Origin of the sequence: Ectopseudomonas toyotomiensis, from assembly GCF_017167985.1 — a bacterium.
Classification (GTDB): Bacteria; Pseudomonadota; Gammaproteobacteria; order Pseudomonadales; family Pseudomonadaceae; genus Aquipseudomonas; species Aquipseudomonas toyotomiensis.
In genome coordinates, this window is record NZ_CP070505.1 from 3,362,227 (window position 1) to 3,382,731 (window position 20,505).

Annotated in this window: 18 protein-coding genes; 13 read left to right on the top strand and 5 right to left on the bottom strand. The window is 62.8% G+C overall.

Features of this window, described 5'->3' with window-relative positions:
- Positions 1–7 precede the first annotated feature (7 nt).
- The 7 genes from JWV26_RS15380 to hisC all read left to right on the top strand — a co-directional run bounded on the left by JWV26_RS15380 (position 8) and on the right by hisC (position 6,022).
- Entirely contained in the window at positions 8–640 is a 633-nt protein-coding gene (locus JWV26_RS15380) for an MlaC/ttg2D family ABC transporter substrate-binding protein (RefSeq protein WP_206417252.1), read from the top strand.
- Positions 637–945 (top strand): STAS domain-containing protein, encoded by a 309-nt coding sequence (locus JWV26_RS15385; RefSeq protein WP_072423065.1) that lies wholly within the window; start codon positions 637–639, stop codon positions 943–945. Before JWV26_RS15380 ends, JWV26_RS15385 begins: the two co-directional genes overlap by 4 nt.
- Before the next feature lie 117 nt (positions 946–1,062).
- Positions 1,063–1,302, top strand: a complete 240-nt coding sequence (locus JWV26_RS15390; RefSeq protein ID WP_003459267.1) for a BolA family protein — start codon at positions 1,063–1,065, stop codon at positions 1,300–1,302.
- Between the two features lie 22 nt (positions 1,303–1,324).
- A complete protein-coding gene (gene murA, locus JWV26_RS15395) occupies positions 1,325–2,590 on the top strand; it encodes a UDP-N-acetylglucosamine 1-carboxyvinyltransferase (protein ID WP_021488078.1) in 1,266 nt (421 codons plus the stop codon).
- A gap of 176 nt (positions 2,591–2,766) precedes the next feature.
- On the top strand, positions 2,767–3,402 hold the full coding sequence (gene hisG / locus JWV26_RS15400) for an ATP phosphoribosyltransferase (protein WP_017678932.1): 636 nt from the start codon (positions 2,767–2,769) through the stop codon (positions 3,400–3,402).
- A 126-nt stretch (positions 3,403–3,528) separates the two neighbouring features.
- Complete coding sequence (gene hisD, locus JWV26_RS15405) at positions 3,529–4,839, top strand: histidinol dehydrogenase (RefSeq protein WP_072423064.1); 1,311 nt, start codon at positions 3,529–3,531, stop codon at positions 4,837–4,839.
- A 130-nt stretch (positions 4,840–4,969) separates the two neighbouring features.
- Positions 4,970–6,022: a histidinol-phosphate transaminase gene (hisC, locus tag JWV26_RS15410; protein ID WP_206417253.1), complete on the top strand. Its 1,053-nt coding sequence runs from the start codon at positions 4,970–4,972 to the stop codon at positions 6,020–6,022.
- Positions 6,023–6,091: 69 nt separating this feature from the next.
- Here the strand turns inward: hisC and JWV26_RS15415 are convergent, their stop codons facing one another.
- The 3 genes from JWV26_RS15415 to algW form a co-directional block, all read right to left on the bottom strand.
- Entirely contained in the window at positions 6,092–6,811 is a 720-nt protein-coding gene (locus tag JWV26_RS15415; protein WP_206417254.1) for a DUF4198 domain-containing protein, read from the bottom strand.
- A 13-nt stretch (positions 6,812–6,824) separates the two neighbouring features.
- A complete protein-coding gene (locus tag JWV26_RS15420) occupies positions 6,825–8,906 on the bottom strand; it encodes a TonB-dependent siderophore receptor (RefSeq protein ID WP_206417255.1) in 2,082 nt (693 codons plus the stop codon).
- 88 nt (positions 8,907–8,994) lie between these two features.
- Positions 8,995–10,137 (bottom strand): Do family serine endopeptidase AlgW, encoded by a 1,143-nt coding sequence (gene algW / locus JWV26_RS15425; protein ID WP_017678937.1) that lies wholly within the window; start codon positions 10,135–10,137, stop codon positions 8,995–8,997.
- A 110-nt stretch (positions 10,138–10,247) separates the two neighbouring features.
- Here algW and JWV26_RS15430 point away from each other — a divergent pair, with 110 nt between their 5' ends.
- The 3 genes from JWV26_RS15430 (at position 10,248) to cysN (ending at position 13,964) form a co-directional block, all read left to right on the top strand.
- On the top strand, positions 10,248–11,006 hold the full coding sequence (locus JWV26_RS15430) for a Nif3-like dinuclear metal center hexameric protein (RefSeq protein WP_206417256.1): 759 nt from the start codon (positions 10,248–10,250) through the stop codon (positions 11,004–11,006).
- Positions 11,007–11,138: 132 nt separating this feature from the next.
- Complete coding sequence (gene cysD / locus JWV26_RS15435) at positions 11,139–12,056, top strand: sulfate adenylyltransferase subunit CysD (RefSeq protein ID WP_206417257.1); 918 nt, start codon at positions 11,139–11,141, stop codon at positions 12,054–12,056.
- A 12-nt stretch (positions 12,057–12,068) separates the two neighbouring features.
- Positions 12,069–13,964 (top strand): sulfate adenylyltransferase subunit CysN, encoded by a 1,896-nt coding sequence (gene cysN / locus JWV26_RS15440; RefSeq protein WP_206417258.1) that lies wholly within the window; start codon positions 12,069–12,071, stop codon positions 13,962–13,964.
- 382 nt (positions 13,965–14,346) lie between these two features.
- Here cysN and JWV26_RS15445 read toward each other — a convergent pair whose 3' ends face one another.
- The gene (locus tag JWV26_RS15445) at positions 14,347–14,778 is read right to left on the bottom strand and encodes a Z-ring associated ZapG family protein (RefSeq protein ID WP_003459282.1); all 432 of its coding nucleotides are present in this window, start codon (positions 14,776–14,778) and stop codon (positions 14,347–14,349) included.
- A gap of 121 nt (positions 14,779–14,899) precedes the next feature.
- Here JWV26_RS15445 and JWV26_RS15450 point away from each other — a divergent pair, with 121 nt between their 5' ends.
- The 3 genes from JWV26_RS15450 to zapE all read left to right on the top strand — a co-directional run bounded on the left by JWV26_RS15450 (position 14,900) and on the right by zapE (position 18,286).
- Positions 14,900–15,529: an alpha/beta hydrolase gene (locus tag JWV26_RS15450; RefSeq protein ID WP_206417259.1), complete on the top strand. Its 630-nt coding sequence runs from the start codon at positions 14,900–14,902 to the stop codon at positions 15,527–15,529.
- A gap of 119 nt (positions 15,530–15,648) precedes the next feature.
- Positions 15,649–16,995 (top strand): tryptophan--tRNA ligase, encoded by a 1,347-nt coding sequence (locus tag JWV26_RS15455; RefSeq protein WP_072423057.1) that lies wholly within the window; start codon positions 15,649–15,651, stop codon positions 16,993–16,995.
- A 196-nt stretch (positions 16,996–17,191) separates the two neighbouring features.
- Positions 17,192–18,286: a cell division protein ZapE gene (zapE, locus tag JWV26_RS15460; RefSeq protein WP_072423056.1), complete on the top strand. Its 1,095-nt coding sequence runs from the start codon at positions 17,192–17,194 to the stop codon at positions 18,284–18,286.
- Positions 18,287–18,325: 39 nt separating this feature from the next.
- On the opposite strand, the gene JWV26_RS15465 is transcribed toward zapE, so the two are convergent.
- Complete coding sequence (locus tag JWV26_RS15465; RefSeq protein WP_206417260.1) at positions 18,326–20,503, bottom strand: TRAP transporter large permease subunit; 2,178 nt, start codon at positions 20,501–20,503, stop codon at positions 18,326–18,328.
- Positions 20,504–20,505 lie beyond the last annotated feature (2 nt).

Below are 20,505 nucleotides of genomic sequence, written 5' to 3' on the forward strand. Positions count from 1 at the left end.
TCCTGACATGTTCAAGACCGTGCGTAATTCCCTGCTGGTATTGCTGGCTGCCATGCCGCTATTGGCCGTCGCTGCGCCAAGCGCCCATGAAGTGGTGCAGCAGACCACCGACACCCTGTTGGCTGATCTCAAGGCCAACAAGGACCGCTACCGCAGCGATCCCAATGCGTTCTACGAGTCGCTCAACGAGATCCTCGGCCCGGTGGTCGATGTCGATGGCGTTGCCCGTGGCGTGATGACCGTGCGTTACTCGCGCCAGGCCTCGCCCGAGCAGATGACGCGCTTTCAGGAAAACTTCAAGCGCAGCCTGATGCAGTTCTATGGCAATGCCCTGCTCGAGTACGACAATCAGGACATTCGTGTGCTGCCGGCCAGCGGCAAGGCTGAGGGCGAGCGCGCTTCGGTCGGTATGGAAATCCGTGATGGCAAGGGCGTGGTTTATCCACTGTCCTACACCATGGTGTCTCAGGACGGCACCTGGAAACTGCGCAACGTGGTGATCAACGGGATCAACGTGGGCAAGCTGTTCCGCGATCAGTTCGCTCAATCGATGCAGAACAACCGCAACGATCTGGACAAGGTCATCGATACCTGGGCCGATACCGTGGCTCGTGCTCGCCAGGCCCGAGGCGAGTCGTGAGTCAGGCGAGCATCACCGAACGCGCCGCTGGGCAATTGCAGCTCAGCGGTGTGCTCGATTACAGCACCGGGCCGCTGCTGCGCGAGCAGGGTGCGCGCCTGATTGCCGCCAGCAGCGTGACGCGTCTGGCGCTCGATTGCAGCGCAGTGGAAAAGTCCAGCAGCGTCGGTCTGGCGCTGTTGCTGGCGTTCATGCGCGATGCACGCAAGGCCGGGCGTGAGCTGACCATCAGCGCGCTGCCCGACGACATGCGCGAGATCGCTCAGGTCAGTGGTCTGTTGGAGTTGCTGCCGCTGCAACAGTGAACCCTTTTCCGTCGTTCCGTCAGTGCCGCCACTGGCGGGGTTCGCAGGCGGGAGGCTTTTTTGTATGATGGCCGACCCGCGGGCTCAGGTGCCCGAATGCGTCAGTCGAGGTCGAGCATGCAGGCTGCAGAAGTAAAAAGCCTCCTAGAGGAAAAACTCCCGAATACCCAGGTGGAAGTCGAAGGCGAAGGCTGCAACTTCCAGCTCAACCTGATCAGCGACGAACTGGCCGCCCTCAGCCCGGTCAAGCGTCAGCAGCAGATCTATGCCCACCTCAATGCCTGGATCGCTGATGGCAGCATCCACGCCGTGACCATGAAATTCTTCAGCCAGGCCGATTGGGCCGCGCGTTCCTGAGCCTACGGGCGACGAGATTCCTATGGATAAACTGATCATTACCGGCGGCGCTCGCCTCGATGGCGAAATCCGCATTTCCGGTGCGAAGAACTCTGCTCTGCCGATTCTGGCGGCCACCCTGCTGGGCGACGCCCCCGTCACCATCTGCAACCTGCCGCACCTGCACGACATCACCACCATGATCGAGCTGTTCGGTCGCATGGGCATCGAGCCGGTGATCGACGAGAAGCTGGCGGTGGAAGTCGACGCCCGTGCGATCAAGACGCTGGTCGCGCCTTACGAGCTGGTAAAAACCATGCGCGCCTCGATTCTGGTGCTCGGCCCCATGGTCGCGCGCTTCGGTGAGGCGGAAGTAGCGCTACCGGGCGGTTGTGCCATCGGTTCGCGTCCGGTCGATCTGCACATCCGTGGCCTCGAGGCCATGGGCGCGATCATCGATGTCGAAGGTGGCTACATCAAGGCCAAGGCGCCGGAAGGCGGCCTGCGCGGTGCGCACTTCTTCTTCGATGTGGTCAGCGTGACCGGCACCGAGAACATCATGATGGCCGCGACCCTGGCCAAGGGCCGCAGCGTGCTGGAAAACGCCGCGCGTGAGCCTGAGGTGGTCGACCTGGCCAACTGCCTGATCGCCATGGGCGCGAAGATCCAGGGCGCCGGCACTGACACCATCATCATCGACGGCGTCGAGCGCCTGCATGGCGCGCGCTTCAACGTCATGCCCGACCGTATCGAGACTGGCACCTACCTGGTCGCCGCAGCCGTTACCGGTGGTCGGGTCAAGGTCAAGGACGCCGACCCTTCGACCCTGGAGGCCGTGCTGGCCAAGCTGCAGGAAGCGGGTGCTGAAATCACCACCGGTCCGGACTGGATCGAGCTGGACATGAAGGGCAAGCGCCCCAAGGCCGTCAACCTGCGTACTGCTCCATATCCGGCGTTCCCCACTGACATGCAGGCGCAGTTCATCGCCCTGAACGCGGTGGCCGAAGGCACCGGCACCATCATCGAAACCGTGTTCGAAAACCGCTTCATGCATGTCTACGAGATGCTGCGCATGGGCGCCAGCATCCTCGTCGAAGGCAACACGGCCGTGGTTACCGGTGTCGACAAGCTCAAGGGCGCGCCAGTGATGGCCACCGATCTGCGTGCATCGGCGAGCCTGGTGCTGGCCGCGCTGGTGGCCGAGGGCGATACGCTGATCGACCGCATCTACCACATCGACCGTGGGTACGAGTGCATCGAAGAGAAGCTGCAGCTGCTCGGCGCCAAGATCCGCCGCGTGCCGGGTTGATGGCGATCTGCTGCGCGTCGGTCCTGCTGCGTTAAAAACAGGCTCGGAATGCTCATTTACAACTTGTAAACTCCGCTTCCTCGCCTGTTTTTGCCTTGCATGACTCTAGCTCGCGAGATCGCAGATAGTGTGGCCACCCCTCTCGGGAGGCCGCTTCCGCTCAAGGAAACCGTTCCATGCTGACCATCGCCCTGTCCAAAGGCCGCATTCTCGATGACACCCTGCCGTTGCTGGCGGCGGCGGGTATCGAGCCGACCGAGAACCCGGACAAGAGCCGCAAGCTGATCATCCCGACTACTCAGGATGACGTGCGCCTGCTGATCGTGCGTGCTACCGACGTGCCGACCTATGTCGAGCATGGCGCGGCCGACCTCGGTGTCGCCGGCAAGGACGTGCTGATGGAATATGGCGGCCAGGGCATCTACGAGCCGCTGGATCTGCAGATCGCCAAGTGCAAGCTGATGACGGCTGGCAAGGTCGGTGCGCCGGAGCCGAAAGGCCGCCTGCGCGTGGCCACCAAGTTCGTCAACGTCGCCAAGCGCTACTACGCCGAGCAGGGTCGTCAGGTCGACATCATCAAGCTGTACGGCTCGATGGAACTGGCGCCGTTGGTGGGCCTGGCTGACAAGATCATCGATGTGGTCGACACCGGCAACACCCTGCGTGCCAACGGCCTGGAACCGCAGGAGCTGATCGCCACCATCAGCTCGCGCCTGATCGTCAACAAGGCCTCGATGAAGATGCAGCACGCGCGCATCCAGTCCTTGATCGATACCCTGCGTGGCGCCATCGAGGCGCGACACCAAGGCTGATTCCTCACCGCGACTTCTGGTCGCGGCAGCCTATCCGTGTCATAGCCATTTTTCTTGGGTGCCCGCACGGTGGGCTTGCTACATTACGGGCGCCCGAGAAAACGCCATTTAGATGAGGCTTTCGCTATGACCGCACCCGTTGCCATCCGCCGACTCAACGCTGCCGACACGGACTTCGCGCGTCATCTGGATCATCTGCTGTCCTGGGAAAGCGTCTCCGACGATGGCGTCAACCAGCGCGTGCTGGAAATCATCCAGGCCGTGCGTGAGCGCGGCGATGCCGCCCTGGTCGAGTACACCCAGCGCTTCGATGGCCTGGAGGTCGCCGCCATGGCCGACCTGATCCTGCCGCGTGAGCGTCTGGAACTGGCCCTGACCCGTATCAGCGCCGAGCAGCGTCAGGCTCTCGAAGTGGCCGCCGAGCGCGTGCGCAGCTACCACGAGAAGCAGAAGCAGGATTCCTGGCGCTACAGCGAAGCCGACGGCACCGTGTTGGGGCAGAAGGTCACCCCGCTGGATCGCGCCGGCCTCTACGTGCCGGGCGGCAAGGCGTCCTATCCGTCCTCGGTATTGATGAACGCGATTCCTGCCAAGGTCGCCGGCGTACCCGAGGTAGTGATGGTGGTGCCGACCCCGCGCGGCGAGATCAATGAGATCGTCCTCGCCGCTGCCGCCATCGCCGGTGTCGACCGCGTGTTCACCATCGGCGGCGCCCAGGCCGTGGCTGCACTGGCCTATGGCACCGAGAGCGTGCCGCCAGTGGACAAGATCGTCGGCCCCGGCAATATCTACGTCGCCACCGCCAAGCGCCACGTGTTCGGCAAGGTCGGTATCGATATGATCGCTGGCCCGTCCGAAATCCTGGTGGTGTGCGATGGCCAGACCGATCCGGACTGGATCGCCATGGACCTGTTCTCCCAGGCCGAGCACGATGAGGACGCCCAGTCGATCCTGGTCAGCCCGGATGCTGACTTCCTCGATCGCGTCGCCGAGAGCATCGCCAAGCTGCTGCCGACCATGGAGCGTGCAGAGATCATCAGCACTTCGCTGGAGGGCCGTGGTGCGCTGATCCAGGTGGCTGACATGGAGCAGGCCATCGAGGTGGCCAACCGTATCGCGCCCGAGCACCTGGAGCTTTCGGTCGCCGACCCAGAGGCCTGGCTGCCCGAGATTCGCCATGCTGGTGCGATCTTCATGGGCCGTTATACCGCAGAAGCTTTGGGTGATTACGTGGCTGGCCCGAATCACGTGCTGCCCACTTCCGGTACCGCTCGTTTTTCCTCGCCGCTGGGGGTGTACGACTTCCAGAAGCGCTCGTCGATCATCTTCTGCTCGCCGGATGGTGCGTCGGAGCTGGGCAAAAGCGCTTCGGTGCTGGCCCGTGGCGAGTCGCTGACCGCGCATGCGCGCAGCGCCGAGTACCGCATCAAGCCCTGAGGGTGGGGTGCGCCGTACGCACCTTGTGAATGTTTTGGTGCGCACTGCGCACCCTACGGGATCACGCTTCGCAGGTTGAACGAAGCGATATCCATCGCCCATGCAACGTATTTCGAGGAGAGAAGGGCAGATGAGCAAATTCTGGAGCCCCTTCGTCAAGGACCTGGTGCCTTACGTGCCGGGTGAGCAGCCCAAGCTGAGCAAGCTGGTCAAGCTCAACACCAACGAGAACCCCTACGGCCCGTCGCCCAAAGCCATCGCCGCCATGCAGGCCGAGGTCAATGACAACCTGCGCCTGTACCCGGACCCCAACAGCGACCGCCTGAAGCAGGCGGTGGCTGAGTATTACGGCGTGCAGCCGACTCAGGTGTTCGTCGGCAACGGCTCCGACGAGGTGCTGGCGCACGCTTTCTACGGCCTGTTCCAGCATGAGGCGCCGCTGCTGTTCCCGGATATCAGCTACAGCTTCTATCCGGTGTACTGCGGCCTATACGGCATCGAGTACCAGCAGGTGCCGCTGGACGAGCAGTTCCAGATTCGCGTCGAGGACTATGCCCGGCCCAATGGCGGCATCATCTTCCCCAACCCCAATGCGCCGACCGGCTGCCTGCTGCCGCTCGAGGCCATCGAGCGTCTGCTGCAGAACAGCCCGGACAGCGTGGTGCTGGTAGACGAGGCGTATATCGACTTCGGCGGCCAGACGGCCATCGCCCTGGTCGACAAGTATCCGAACCTGCTGGTCACCCAGACCCTGTCCAAGTCGCGCTCTCTGGCGGGCTTGCGCGTGGGTATCGCGGTCGGTCATCCGGACCTGATCGAGGCGCTGGAGCGGATCAAGAACAGCTTCAACTCCTATCCGCTTGATCGCATGGCCATCGCGGGTGCTGCGGCGGCGTTCGAGGACCGCGCTTATTTCGAGAAAACCTGCCAGCAGGTGATCGAGAGCCGTGAGGCGGTGGTCGCCGGTCTACAGGGGCTGGGCTTTGAGGTGTTGCCTTCGGCAGCGAACTTCGTCTTCACCCGTCATCCGGACAAGGATGCCGCGACTCTGGCAGCCGGGCTGCGTGAGCAGGGGGTGATCGTGCGTCACTTCAAGCAACAGCGCATCGCTCAGTTCCTGCGTATCACCATCGGTACCCCGGAGCAGAACCAGGCCCTGCTGGACGCCCTGCAAAGCCTTTGATCCAGGCGGCTCTGAAGAGAGCCGGTGACGCGTCAGCGTCACCGGCTTTTTTCATGGTGCAGAGGGGGATTACTCGTGGTGCGGTTGGCCAAGGAAGGTCAGCGAGGTGAACAGGCCGCGGCTCTCGATATTCGGGTCGTTCTCCACCGGTACATAGACCGAGGTGCTGATGATGTTCAGTGCCTCGTTGCGCACCGTTACCTGGGCGCGGCCCTCGGCATCGGTTACCGCGTTGACCTGATGCGGTGCGCCGCGATAGTCGCCGACCAGCTCGACGCCTGCCATCGGCTTGCCGTCCACCAGCACGCGCACCGGCAGCGGCTTGCCGGGGCCGACCTTGAGCGGATCGACTTGCGGAACGATGACCAGTTTCAGCGGCTCGAGGTCGGGCAGCTTGGCGCCCTCGCTGTAGATCGCCAGGCTGTACTTGTAGGTGTGCAGCGACTGGGTCGAGTTCGTCACCTGGCTGCGGCCCTGGTTGATCCATTGGCCTTCCGGGGTCTTCGACCAGGCGCCATTGTCCAGGGCCACGCCGAGCACCGCGGGTTTCTTCAAAGGTTGCAGGCGGGCATGGTCAGACAGGCGTTCGACTGTCACCGGAATCATTCGACCTGCCGCGTCATAGGCCCAGGCGCCACTGATCTTCTCCGCCTTGAAGGCATCGTCCTCGGCGCCATGGCCGTAGACGACTTCGATATTGCCGCGGCGCTCTTCGGTCCAGAGACCGTGGGCGAGAGCGCTGCTGCTGGCGAACAGGCCGGCGAGAAGCAGGTAGGCAGGAATACGCATGTGAATCTCCGATTCAAAGGTTGAGGGTCAGGCTGACGCTGAGATTGCGAGGGTCGCCGGGCATTACCCAGACGTTGTTGAACGAGCGTTCGTAGTACTTGCGGTTGAACAGGTTGTTGAGGTTCAGGCCCAGGTTCAGGTCCTTGGTGGCTTGCCAGCGCGCCAGCAGATCGACCGTGGTGTAGGCCGGCAGCTCGAAGTTGCTGCCGGTCTGCCCGGAACGGTCGCCGACGTAGTTGACTGCGGCGCCGAGTTCCGAGCCCTGCAGCGAGCCACCCTGGAACTGGTAGACGCTCATCAAACTGGCGCTGTTGCGGGCGATGCCGAGCAGATCGCTACCCTCGGGGATGCTGTTGTCCTTGGTTACCTCGGCGTCGATGTAGGCGTAGGCGCCGATCACCCGTAGGGCATCGGTGAGCTGGCCGCTGACCTGCAGGTCCACGCCCTGGCTGCGCGCCTTGCCGGCGGCGATGCTGTCGCCCGGATTGTTCGGGTCGGCGGTCAGCACGTTTTCCTTGTCGATATGGAACAGAGCCACAGTGGCGCCGAGGCGGCTATCGAGCAGGTTGAGCTTGAGGCCGGTTTCGTAGCCGAGGCCCTTCTCCGGTTTGAACACCTGCCCCTGGGCGCCGATGGCATTGGGTTTGAACGACATCGACGCATTGGCGAACACGCCGACCTCTGGCGTCAGCTGATAGAGCACGCCCGCGCGCGGGGTGGCGACATCCTTGCTTTGCTCGTTGCTGACGCGGCTACTGCGGTTCAGTGCGGTCTGCTCGAAACGCTCCAGGCGCACGCCGAGCAGGCCGCTCCAGCGGTCATTGAAGCTGATCTGATCCTGCAGGTTGAGGGCGTAGCTTTCGGTGTGCTCGTGGAAGTCGTTGGGATTGACGATGGGGGGCTTGGGCTGACCATAGATCGGGTTATAGATGTCCTGGCCATAGCCCAGCCCGGTGACGCTTTGCGGATACTTCTGGCTGTTGCGGTAGTTCTCGTACTCCAGGCCCAGCAGCGTGTGGTGCTGCCAGCCGGCCAGCTCGAACTGCCCATGCAGCTCGGCCTGGGTGATGCTGTCGTTCCATTCGAAGCTGCGCTCACGATAGAAGCGCGTGACCTGATCGCCAATCAGGCGCGAAGGCTCGGAGCTGTTGCCATCCAGCGTGCCCTGGCTGTAATGGCTGGCCAGACGCAGTTTCCAGGCGTCGTTCAGGTAGTGCTCGAGGCTGACCTGCAGCAGTTGGTTGTCGTTGCGGATCTTGCCGTCGTTGGGTTCGCCGAGAAAGGTCGAGCGCTTGACCGAGCCCATGTTGCCGTCGACGGCGGGAATGCCACGGTCGAAAACCGAGTCGGTGCGCGAGAGCTCGCTGTCGATCATCAGCAGGGTGTCGGGCGACAGCTGCCAGCTGAAGGTCGGGTTGATGATCTGTCGCTGGTTGCCGACGTGGTCGCGAAAACTGCCGTTGTCTTCGACTGCCAGGTTGACCCGCGAAAGCAGGGTGCCGTCCTCGTTCAGCGGCGTATTGACGTCGAGGCTGCTGCGGTAGCGATCCCAGCGTCCGGCGCTGGCCTTGAACTGGGTGAAGGGTTCCAGTTGCGGGCGCTTGGTGACGATATTGACCAGCCCGCCTGGGTCGCCGCGGCCGTAGAGGGCTGCCGCCGGCCCCTTGAGCACTTCCAGGCGCTCGATGGCCGATGCGTCCGGCGAGCTGTAGCTGCCGCGGTTGATGGCAAAACCATTGCGGTACAGCTCGCCGGTAGTGAAACCGCGCACGCTGTAGTTGAGGAAGGTCAGGCCGCCGAAGTTGTTCTGCCGCGAGACGCCGCCAGCGAAATCCAGGGCGCGGTCGATACGGCTGCTGCCGAGATCGTCCAGCACCTGGGCGGGGACCACGCTGATGGCCTGGGGAATTTCGCTGATCGGCGTGTCGGTGCGGGTGGCGCTGGATGAGCGTTTGGCGCGGTAGCCCTGCACAGGGCCATCGGCTTGTTCACTGGGGGCGCTGATGATGCTGTCAGCCAGTTGGGCCGGAGATTCGGCGGCAAGAGCGCAGGGTGTTAACAGGCTGCCGGCAAGCAAGGCGGTAGTGACGCGCAAAGGGGGAGTCTCCGGATGGTTGGTATTAATGTAATAACATTACAATAACCTCAATCGAGAAAAGTTCCCACTTGAAATTGCTCGCCGATCAGTTGCCGTTAACGGGAGGGCGAATACCGATCTCGGCGGTCAGCTGCAGCGGTTTGCCGTTGCGTAACACGTCGATGCGGATCTTGTCGCCCGGTTTGGTACGCGCAACCTGATTCATCGAGCGGCGACCGTCGCTGGCCGGCTCACCATCGATGCTGAGAATCAGGTCGCCAGGCTGCAGGCCGGCTTTCTGCGCCGGGCCGTCGCGATAGACACCGGCGACAACGATGCCGGGGCGACCATCGAGGCCGAAGGACTCGGCCAGCTCTGGCGTCAGTGGTTGCACCTCGACACCGAGGTAGCCGCGAATCACCTGGCCGTGCTCGATGATCGCCTGCATCACTTCCATGGCCAGTTTCACCGGGATGGCGAAGCCGATGCCCTGCGAGCCGCCGGACTTGGAAAAGATCGCCGTGTTGATGCCCACCAGGTTGCCGTGCGCATCGACCAGCGCGCCGCCAGAGTTGCCCGGGTTGATCGCCGCATCGGTCTGGATGAAGTCTTCGTAGGTGTTGAGGCCCAGTTGGTTGCGCCCGGTGGCGCTGATGATACCCATGGTCACGGTCTGGCCGACGCCGAAAGGGTTGCCGATGGCCAGGGTCACATCACCGATGCGAATGCTGTCGGAGCGCCCCAGGGTGATCGCCGGGAGATTGGGCAGGTCGATCTTCAATACGGCCAGGTCGGTTTCCGGGTCGCTGCCGATCACCCGTGCCAGGGTTTCGCGGCCGTCCTTGAGGGCGACGACGATCTGGTCGGCGCCGCTGACCACGTGATTGTTGGTCAGCAGATAGCCTTCACGGCTCAGGAGTACGGCCGAGCCGAGGCTCGACTCCATGCGCTGCTGGCGTGGCAGGTTGTCGCCGAAGAAACGGCGGAAGGTCGGGTCTTCGAACAGCGGATGAGCCGGTTTGCTCACCAGCTTGGTGGTGTACAGGTTGGCCACTGCTGGCGATGCGGTATCGACTGCCTCGGAGTAGGACACCGGACCTTCCTGCAGGCGGCTGTAGAGCGGAGCCTGTACCAGCTGCACTTCCTGGCGTGGCAAGCCGACCCATTCCGGGTAGCGCTGGATCAGCAGCAGTGCGAACAACACACCGACCAGCAGGGGCCAACCGAGAAAACGCAGTGCCTGGGGCATCGAGACAATCCTGAGGGTTGCGGGGGCCAAATTCGGCCCTTAAGGTGGCGCATTATAGTGAGGTGCTCGCCAATTAGGCAGCGGCCCGCAACAGCTTGTGAGGAATCTTCATGGCCATTGCCCTGTCCACGCTAGTGGAAGAAGCTGACGCCTTTCTTAACGCGTCGCGTATCAATGATTACTGCCCCAATGGCCTTCAGGTCGAGGGTCGTCCGCAGGTCAGCCGCATCGTCAGCGGCGTCACCGCGAGTCAGGCGCTGATCGAGGCGGCCATCGAGGCCGAGGCTGATGTGCTGCTGGTGCATCATGGCTATTTCTGGAAGGGTGAGAACCCCTGTGTCACCGGCATGAAACAGCGTCGCCTGAAAGCGCTGCTGGCCAACGACATCAGCCTGCTGGCCTATCACCTGCCGCTGGATGTGCACCCCGAGGTGGGCAACAACGTGCAGCTCGCACGGCAGTTGGGCATCGTCGTCGAGGGCCCGCTCGAACCGGAGAATCCGCGCACCGTTGGCCTCGTTGGCTCGCTGGAGGAGCCGATGAGCGCGGCCGACTTCGCCCGGCACGTGCAGCAAGCGCTGGGGCGTGAGCCGCTGCTGGTCGAGGGCGACGGGCTGATCCGTCGCGTCGGCTGGTGCACGGGTGGCGGGCAGGGCTATATCGACCAGGCGATTGCTGCCGGTGTCGACCTTTACCTGACCGGCGAGGCCTCCGAGCAGACTTTCCATAGTGCGCGTGAGAATGGCGTGAGCTTCATCGCTGCTGGCCATCATGCCACCGAGCGCTACGGCGTGCAGGCGCTGGGGGATTATCTGGCACGGCGTTTCGCCCTCGAACACCTGTTCATCGACTGCCCCAACCCGATCTGAATCGCCCGTACGGGCAGGTATAACGCTAGATCGTTTCGGTCTAACCGGCGTCCTGAGTATAAGCAGACGCTGTGGTAGAGTGCGCGCTCGTCCACGGCCCGCCGGCCCCATAACAGCAAACCGTGAGTAGCCATGCTCGACAAATTGACCCATCTGAAGCAGCTGGAGGCGGAAAGCATCCACATCATTCGTGAAGTGGCCGCCGAATTCGACAACCCGGTGATGCTCTATTCCATCGGCAAGGATTCAGCCGTGATGCTGCACCTGGCCCGCAAGGCGTTCTTCCCTGGCAAGTTGCCGTTCCCGGTACTGCACGTCGACACGCGCTGGAAATTCCAGGAGATGTATCGCTTTCGCGAAAAGATGGTCAGTGAATATGGCCTGGAACTGCTGACCCACATCAACCCCGATGGTGTGGCGCAGGACATGAACCCCTTCACCTACGGCAGTGCCAAGCACACCGACGTGATGAAGACCGAAGGCCTCAAGCAGGCGTTGGACAAGTACGGTTTCGATGCCGCCTTCGGTGGTGCGCGCCGCGACGAAGAGAAGTCGCGCGCCAAGGAGCGCGTGTATTCCTTCCGCGACAGCAAGCACCGCTGGGACCCGAAGAACCAGCGCCCCGAGCTGTGGAACGTGTACAACGGCAAGGTCAAGAAGGGCGAGTCGATCCGCGTCTTCCCGCTGTCGAACTGGACCGAGCTTGATATCTGGCAATACATCTACCTGGAGCAGATTCCAATCGTGCCGCTGTACTTCGCCGCCGAACGCGAAGTGATCGAGAAGAACGGCACGCTGATCATGATCGATGACGAGCGCATCCTCGAGCACCTGTCCGATGAAGAGAAGGCGCGTATCACCAGGAAGATGGTGCGTTTCCGTACCCTCGGCTGCTACCCGCTGACCGGTGCGGTGGAGTCCACGGCGCTGACCCTGCCTGAAATCATCCAGGAGATGCTCCTGACCCGTACTTCCGAGCGCCAGGGCCGCGTGATCGATCACGATGCCGCCGGGTCGATGGAAGAAAAGAAACGTCAGGGCTATTTCTGAGGATCGCGCACCATGAGTCACCAATCCGATTTGATCGGCCAGGACATTCTCGCTTACCTGGCCCAGCACGAGCGCAAGGAACTGCTGCGCTTTCTTACCTGCGGCAACGTCGACGATGGCAAGAGCACGCTGATCGGCCGCCTGCTGCATGACTCCAAGATGATCTACGAAGATCATCTGGAAGCCATCACCAAGGATTCGAAGAAAGTCGGCACCACCGGCGATGACATCGACCTGGCACTGCTGGTCGACGGCCTGCAGGCCGAGCGCGAGCAGGGCATCACCATCGATGTGGCCTATCGCTATTTCTCCACCGCCAAGCGCAAGTTCATCATCGCCGACACCCCCGGCCATGAGCAGTACACGCGCAACATGGCCACCGGCGCTTCGACCTGCGACCTGGCGATCATCCTGATCGACGCCCGCTACGGCGTGCAGACCCAGACCAAGCGCCACAGCTTCATTGCCTCCCTGTTGGGCATCAAGCACATCGTCGTGGCCGTCAACAAGATGGATCTGAAGGACTTCGATCAGGGCGTGTTCGAGCAGATCAAGGCCGACTACCTGGCCTTCGCCGAGAAGATCAACCTGCGCCCGACCACCCTCGAGTTCGTGCCCATGTCGGCGCTCAAGGGCGACAACGTGGTCAACAAGTCTGAGCGCTCGCCCTGGTATAGCGGCCAGTCGCTGATGGAGATTCTCGAGACCGTCGAAGTCGCTGGCGACCGCAACTTCGATGACCTGCGCTTCCCGGTGCAGTACGTCAACCGTCCGAACCTGAACTTCCGCGGTTTCGCCGGCACCCTGGCCAGCGGCGTCGTGCGCAAGGGCGACGAGGTCATGGCGCTGCCTTCGGGCAAGACCAGCAAGGTCAAGTCCATCGTCACCTTCGAGGGCGAACTGGAACATGCCGGGCCGGGCCAGGCCATCACCCTGACCCTGGAAGACGAGATCGACGTGTCGCGCGGCGACATGCTGGTGCATGCCGACAACCGTCCGCAGGTCACCGACAGCTTCGAGGCCATGCTGGTATGGATGGGCGAAGAGCCGATGTTGCCGGGCAAGAAGTACGACATCAAACGTGCGACCAGCTACGTGCCGGGCTCGATCCCGAGCATCGTGCATCGCGTCGACGTGAATACCCTGGAGCAGGGGGCTGCCAGCGAGCTGAGGCTCAACGAGATCGGTCGGGTCAAGGTGGCGCTGGATGCATCGATCGCCCTGGACGGCTACGAGTACAATCGCACCACCGGTGCCTTCATCGTCGTCGACCGCCTGACCAATGGCACCGTCGGTGCCGGCATGATCATCGCCGACCCGGTCGCCCATGGCGGCGGTCAGCACGGCCGCCTGGCGCATGTATCGACCGAGGAGCGTGCTTCGCGCTTCGGTCAGCAGCCGGCCACCGTGCTGTTCAGCGGCCTGTCTGGCGCGGGCAAGAGCACCCTGGCCTACGCCGTGGAGCGCAAGCTGTTCGACATGGGCCGCGCCGTGTACGTGCTCGATGGCCAGAACCTGCGCCATGACCTGAACAAGGGCCTGCCGCAGGATCGTGCCGGCCGTGCCGAGAACTGGCGCCGCGCCGCCCATGTGGCGCGTCAGTTCAACGAGGCCGGCATGATCGCCCTGGCCGCCTTTGTCGCTCCGGATGCCGAAGGTCGCGAGCAGGCCAAGGCGCTGATCGGTGCCGAACGCATGGTTACCGTCTACGTCCAGGCCTCGCCGCAGATCTGCCGCGAGCGTGACCCGCAGGGGCTGTACGCCGCTGGTGGTGACAATATCCCCGGCGAAGGCTTCCCCTACGACGTGCCGCTGGATGCCGATCTGGTGATCGACACCCAGGCGCAGTCGGTCGAAGAGGGCGTCAAGGCAGTGCTGGATCTGCTGCGCAGCCGCGGCTCGATCTGACGTTCTTGCGCTGAACGAGAAGCCCTGCAGTGATGCGGGGCTTTTTCATTCCTGGCCACGCGCGGAGCCGGCGATCTTTACCTAATAAAAAGGTTCTTCGCATTTTCGCGAGGAGGATACGCTTGACACCGGGCTGGCAATTACGTGTGAGCTTTCGATGACTTGACACTCTCCATTCACACGCCGCCTGGCCTGATGGGTGGCGCCCGTAAGGGGCGCAACCCAAACGTTCAGGCGACGCGGTAATGGATAGTGCTAAGTCAGTAAGTGATACGCACACAAACTTGCCAGTCCGGTGTGTCAACCCGCACTGCCTCCAAACTATGCGAAGAACCATAAAAAAGCCCCGCAATCGCGGGGCTCGGTATTTCTGGCTGGCAGGTTACTTCTTCAGCCCGTAGCTCTCGTCGAGCATGCCAGGGCCGTCGCTTTTCGGCGCATAGTCCTTGGGCATCTCGTGGTTCTTCGGTGGAGTCAGGCGCTCGCGCTTTTCGCCGGCTTCTGTGCTGTTCAGGGTGGCCAGCAGGCGCTGACGGGTCAGCTCGTCCAGGGCCAGGCGGTTGGCTCCGTCGGACAGGTGCTCCTGCACGTCCTGGTAGCTCTGGGTGAGTTTCTTCACCAGGCTGGCGGTGGTGTTGAAGTGGGTCACCACTTCGTTCTGGTAGGCCTCGAAGCGTGCCTGCATTTCATCCATCTGCCGCTGCGTACGGCCCGGTGCAGCATTGGGGGCCAGGCGGGCGAGCAGAAAGCCCACGGCGATGCCGACCACCAGGGTCAGGGCGGGTATCAACCAGGCTGTAACGGTCTGTTCCACGAGTCCTTCCTCTCAAAACGGCTTTGCTTTACGTTAGCGGCTCGAACCTGCGCTGTATACGTTTACCTCGCAGGCAGTTTGCTAGACGAGTCGACCCGTTGCGGGGTCACGGAGTTCAGTGTTGCTCAGTCGCGAAACCCCTCTTTTCATTCAAGGCCCGGTGGGTCAACTCGAAGCCCTTCTGCTGGAAGTACCGGACGCCCGAGGCGTGGCGCTGGTCTGTCATCCCAACCCGGTACAGGGCGGCACCATGCTCAACAAGGTGGTGAGCACCCTGCAGCGCACCGCGCGTGACTGTGGTTATCACACATTGCGTTTCAATTATCGCGGCGTCGGCGCCAGTGCCGGCAGCCACGATATGGGTACCGGCGAGGTGGACGACGCAGAAGCAGTGGCCGCTTGGCTGCAGGAGGAATATCCGAACCTGCCCGTCACGCTGCTGGGCTTTTCCTTCGGCGGTTTCGTCGCCGCGGCGCTGGGTGCGCGCTTGGAAGCGCAGGGGCAGGTACCGAGCAAGCTGTTCATGGTGGCGCCGGCGGTGCATCGCCTGACTGCCGAGACGCCGCCGGCCAGCCAGTGCCCGCTGGTGGTGATCCAGCCCGATGCCGACGAAGTGGTTGAGCCACAGGCCGTATATGACTGGTCGGCCAATCTCGGGCGTGCCCATGAGCTGCTGAAAGTGGCAGAATGCGGTCACTTTTTTCACGGCAAGCTGACGGATCTGAAGGATCTTCTTCTGCCGCGTTTATAAAACCGTCATTCCTGCGTAGGCGGGAACCCAGAGGGCCGCAGCACCCAGGCTCCCGCCTTCGCGGGAGTGACGGCAAATGAAGGCCTGCCACGTCATTGCAGCAAGACAAGCGAATTACTATGACCACCCGTATCCTTACCGGTATCACCACCACCGGCACACCGCACCTGGGCAACTACGCTGGTGCTATCCGCCCGGCCATCGTTGCCAGCCGCGACCCGCAGATGGACTCTTTCTACTTCCTCGCCGACTACCACGCGCTGATCAAGTGCGATGATCCGGCGCGCATTCAGCGCTCGCGCCTGGAAATCGCAGCCACCTGGCTGGCGCTGGGCCTGGATACCGACAAGGCGACCTTCTACCGCCAGTCCGACATCCCCGAGATTCCCGAACTGTGCTGGCTGCTCACCTGCGTTGCCGGCAAGGGCCTGCTCAACCGTGCCCACGCCTACAAGGCTTCGGTGGACAAGAACGTCGAACAGGGCGAAGACCCGGATGCCGGCGTGACCATGGGCCTGTTCAGCTACCCGGTGCTGATGGCGGCAGACATCCTGATGTTCAACGCGCAGAAGGTGCCGGTCGGTCGTGATCAGATCCAGCACGTGGAGATGGCGCGTGATATCGGTCAGCGCTTCAACCATCTGTTCGGCAAGGGCAAGGACCTGTTCGTCCTGCCCGAGGTGGTGATCGAGGAAGAGGTGGCTACGCTGCCCGGCCTCGACGGGCGCAAGATGAGCAAGAGCTACGACAACACCATCCCGCTGTTCGGCACTGGCAAGCAGCTCAAGGACGCCGTGGCGCGCATCGTCACCGACTCCAGGTTGCCGGGTGAGCCCAAGGATGCCGAGGGTTCGCACCTGTTCACCCTGTACCAGGCCTTCGCCAGCCACGCGCAACAGGCCGAGTTCCGCGCCGAGCTGGAAGGTGGCCTGGCCTGGGGCGAGGCAAAAAACCGTCTGTACCAGTTGCTCGAAGACACCCTGGGCGAGGCGCGCGAGCGTTACAACGCGCTGATCGCCAAGCCGGCCGATCTGGAGGACATTCTCCTTGCTGGTGCAGCCAAGGCGCGCAAGATCGCCACGCCGTTCCTCGGCGAGTTGCGCGAGGCGGTGGGCCTGCGCTCGTTCCGTGAGCAGGTGCAGGTTGCTACTGGCGAGAAGAAGAAATCCGCCAAGAGTGCACGCTTCGTCAGCTTCCGCGATGAAGACGGCAGCTTCCGCTTCCGTCTGCTGGATGCCGATGGTGAACAACTGCTGCTGTCGAAATCCTTCGCCGATGGTAAGTCGGCCGGCATGGTCAACAAGCGCCTGCAATCCGGCGAGCCGCTGGATGTGCGCGCTGAAGGCCGGGTGTTCTCGGTCTGGGTCGACGGTGAAAGCGTGGCGAGCAGCCCAGAGTTCGCCGATGGCCAGGCGCTGGAAGATGCCATCGTCCGTCTGCGTGAGGCGCTGGCGCCGCAGGAATGAAGAGGCTTTTGCTCCCCTCTCCCGGTTCCGGGGGGCTGGGGGTAGGGTTGTCCGGTGCGCCGCGTCGTCGGCCTGCCCTCTCCCCGACCCTCTCCCATAAATGGGAGAGGGAGTGTGCCTAGCTTGCACCGATTGCCAATCAACGGGGGCGTCGCTAAAGTGACGCCCCCGTTTTTACTTGCCCGGCTAACGAATCATGACCCCCTTAGAGCGTTATCAGGCCGATCTCAAGCGGCCCGACTTCTTCCATGATGCGGCCCAGGAAAATGCCGTCCGCCATCTGCAGCGTCTGTACGACGATCTGATCGCGCGCGACCAGAGCAAATCCGGGCTGATGGGCAAGCTGTTCGGCAAGAAGCCGCAGGGGCCGGTCAAGGGCCTGTATTTCTGGGGTGGTGTCGGGCGCGGCAAGACCTACCTGGTCGATACCTTCTTCGATGCGCTGCCGTTCGAGCAGAAGATGCGCACTCACTTCCACCGCTTCATGAAGCGCGTGCATGAGGAAATGAAGACCCTCAAGGGCGAAAAGAACCCGCTGACCATCATCGGCAAGCGTTTCGCCGACGAGGCGCGGGTGATCTGCTTCGACGAGTTCTTCGTCAGCGATATCACCGATGCCATGATTCTCGCCACGCTGATGGAAGAGCTGTTCAAGAACGGTGTTTCTCTGGTAGCCACTTCCAACATCGTGCCGGACGGCCTGTACAAGGACGGCCTGCAACGCGCGCGCTTCCTGCCGGCCATCGCCCTGCTCAAGGAGCACACCGATATCGTCAACGTCGACAGCGGCGTCGACTATCGCCTGCGCGCGCTGGAGCAGGCCGAGCTGTTCCACTTCCCGCTTGGGCAGGCAGCTGAAGACAGCCTGCGCAAGAGCTTCCAGAGCCTGCTGCCGGACTGCACCCATATGGTGGAGAACGAGGCGCTGATGATCGAGAACCGCGCGATCCATGCCGTGCGGGTGTGCGAGGACGTGGCCTGGTTCGAGTTTCGCGAGCTCTGCGATGGCCCGCGCAGCCAGAACGACTACATCGAGCTGGGCAAGATCTTCCATGCGGTGATCCTGGCCAATGTCGAGCAGATGAGCGTGGCCAAGGACGACATGGCGCGGCGCTTCATCAACCTGGTGGACGAGTTCTACGACCGTAACGTCAAGCTGATCATCTCCGCCGAGGTGGAACTCAAGGACCTCTACACCGGCGGCCGCCTGAGCTTCGAGTTCCAGCGCACGCTGAGCCGCTTGCTGGAAATGCAGTCGCACGAGTTCCTCAGCCGTCCGCACCGCCCCTGAGCGAAACCGCCCACCCCGTTCGGGGTGGGCATGGCTTGATCACTGTGGCAACCAGCTCCGCCCTACCTCCAGCGTCTGCGCACCGTGCTGGACGATCAGTTCACCGCCATAGGTGACGATCAGCAGTGCCACGATCATCACCGTCATCGGCAGGATCCAGCGCTCATAGCGGTAGTAGAAACCCTTGTCGCGCACCTCTTCATTGGCGGCGGCGATTTCCGCCTCGCCCACCACCTGTCTGGCCAGCAGGTGGTTCAGCGCCACGGGCGGTGACAGGTAGGCCAGTTCCATGGCCGTCAGAGCGATCATCCAGAAATGCACCGGGTGAATGCCGTTGGCATAGGCGATCGGCGCAATGGTGGCCGATACCAAGATCACCACGCCAAAGGCGTCCATCACCATGCCGATCAGGAACAGCACGACCATCAACGCGGTCAGTGCCAGCCAGATGCTCTGGAAGTCCTGCGGGATCAGTTCCATGAGACCGGAACGTTCGATCACTCCGCCAGTGGATACCGACAAGGCCATCAACAGGGTCAGCGCACCGATATGGCCAACGGTGTCGTAAGTGGCGGCGCCCACGGCCTGGCTGAAGTTGCGCTGACTGTTGCCCTGATCGTTCTCGAGGGGGCGGGCGCTTGGAGCTTCTACCAGTGATTCGCCGCGCAGCTTGTCGAAGATCAGCACCACCAGCAGGATGACCGGCAGCATCACCGGTGCGGTGAACTCGTTCAGGCGGGTGTCGAGCAGGTAGCTGTACATCCAGACCACCACGATGGCGATGAGAATGTAGGGTGCCACCGGCACCACAGCGCGGGCCATGGCGGGTATGGCGTCACGTGGGTGGGCGATGTTGATTGGCTGCTGGCGCAGCACCTGCGAGGCGATGAAGAACAGCGACGAGGTCAGGACGAAAACGGCGATCCCCCAGTTGTACAGTTCGGCCGTGGTCACCTGCTTGTTCAGTGCTGCGACCACCACGATCAGCAGGCAGGGGCGTAGTACCACGCCGAGCGAGCCGGACATTGCCGAGACGGCCAGGGCGAATTGACGGCGGCCCCCGGAGAGCAGCACTTCGCGGTAGATGATGGCCCCGGCGGCGATGACGAAGATGCCCGAGGCGCCCGTGTAGGCTGTCGGCACGGCGGCGCCGATCAGCAGGATCCAGGTCAGCAGCTCCGGCGACAGACGCCAGGGGCGGACCAGATCGAGGAAGCGGTCGACCACATTGGTCTGCTTGAGCAGCATGCCGGCCCAGATGAACAGGGCCAGGTTGAGAAAGATGCCCGACAGCTCGACGAGCTGGCCCAGGTAGATGGCGATGCCGCCATAGTGACCCTGCAGCGAGAACGAGGTGAAGGAGCTGATCGCCATGATGGCGTAGAGCGGTGTGGCGAGCAGTGCCAGCCCCAGGTTGCCGCCAGGTTTGGCGTCTGCCGGTGGTTTCAGCAGGTGGTAGGCGCTGATCAGGCACAGACAGCTGAATAGCGCGATCCACAAGCCGTTGAGATAGGGCCTGCTCAGTGGCAGGTCGGCGTTGAGCAGGGTATGCAGGTAATGGCTGCAGGAATACACCAGCAAGGCGTTGGCGATGACCATACCGGCAGCCGAGACGCGATGATCGAGCCGGGTCTTGGCGGGGCGCAGCGAGATGTGATGACGGCGCAGGGTGGTGGTGACGCCGGCGATGCTTATGAGCAGCAGCAGGAGCAGGGCGCGGTTGTCGGTGCCGAAGCGGAAGATGCCGAAGAACGAGGTCTCCAGGCTGCGGAACAGTTTCAGTTCAGGCGTCATGTGCGCGACGACGGCCGCGTGCAGCGTATGCCGCTGCGCGCAAAGTTGAGCGGCACGTTCCAGGGCGCTGCGCTGCGCTTGCGGATCGACCTCGGCAGCATCGAACAGGTCGTCGATATCGCTGCTGGGTTGGGCCGATTGTCTGGCCAGCAGCGCATCGATGTCGGGGGCGGGGTCGCAGGTCGGGGTGATCGGGTCGGCGCGCAGCATGAAGTACTGCACGCCGGCAGCCGGATCACCGAACAGACGCTCGCCCATGCGCAGAAGTTGGCCATGGAGCATTTCCCCGGTGCCTATGACCAGGGTGAGGGTCAGCAGGAGAAAGACCGGCAGGGTGGCAAGCCATCGGCCAAACAGAGGCCGTCTGAACGTCTGGGTTGGTGCAGGCTGATCATCGCTGGTCATGGTCGAGGCAATAGGCATGG

What these genes read in the sequence shown, in the direction of transcription:
- cysN (WP_206417258.1), top strand. Translation starts at nt 12,069, where the DNA reads ATGAGTCACCAATCCGATTTGATCGGCCAGGACATTCTCGCTTACCTG.
- cysD (WP_206417257.1), top strand. Translation starts at nt 11,139, where the DNA reads ATGCTCGACAAATTGACCCATCTGAAGCAGCTGGAGGCGGAAAGCATC.
- hisD (WP_072423064.1), top strand. Translation starts at nt 3,529, where the DNA reads ATGACCGCACCCGTTGCCATCCGCCGACTCAACGCTGCCGACACGGAC.
- JWV26_RS15390 (WP_003459267.1), top strand. Translation starts at nt 1,063, where the DNA reads ATGCAGGCTGCAGAAGTAAAAAGCCTCCTAGAGGAAAAACTCCCGAAT.
- algW (WP_017678937.1), bottom strand. Translation starts at nt 10,137, where the DNA reads ATGCCCCAGGCACTGCGTTTTCTCGGTTGGCCCCTGCTGGTCGGTGTG.
- JWV26_RS15430 (WP_206417256.1), top strand. Translation starts at nt 10,248, where the DNA reads ATGGCCATTGCCCTGTCCACGCTAGTGGAAGAAGCTGACGCCTTTCTT.
- hisC (WP_206417253.1), top strand. Translation starts at nt 4,970, where the DNA reads ATGAGCAAATTCTGGAGCCCCTTCGTCAAGGACCTGGTGCCTTACGTG.
- hisG (WP_017678932.1), top strand. Translation starts at nt 2,767, where the DNA reads ATGCTGACCATCGCCCTGTCCAAAGGCCGCATTCTCGATGACACCCTG.
- JWV26_RS15415 (WP_206417254.1), bottom strand. Translation starts at nt 6,811, where the DNA reads ATGCGTATTCCTGCCTACCTGCTTCTCGCCGGCCTGTTCGCCAGCAGC.
- JWV26_RS15465 (WP_206417260.1), bottom strand. Translation starts at nt 20,503, where the DNA reads ATGCCTATTGCCTCGACCATGACCAGCGATGATCAGCCTGCACCAACC.
- murA (WP_021488078.1), top strand. Translation starts at nt 1,325, where the DNA reads ATGGATAAACTGATCATTACCGGCGGCGCTCGCCTCGATGGCGAAATC.
- zapE (WP_072423056.1), top strand. Translation starts at nt 17,192, where the DNA reads ATGACCCCCTTAGAGCGTTATCAGGCCGATCTCAAGCGGCCCGACTTC.
- JWV26_RS15380 (WP_206417252.1), top strand. Translation starts at nt 8, where the DNA reads ATGTTCAAGACCGTGCGTAATTCCCTGCTGGTATTGCTGGCTGCCATG.
- JWV26_RS15455 (WP_072423057.1), top strand. Translation starts at nt 15,649, where the DNA reads ATGACCACCCGTATCCTTACCGGTATCACCACCACCGGCACACCGCAC.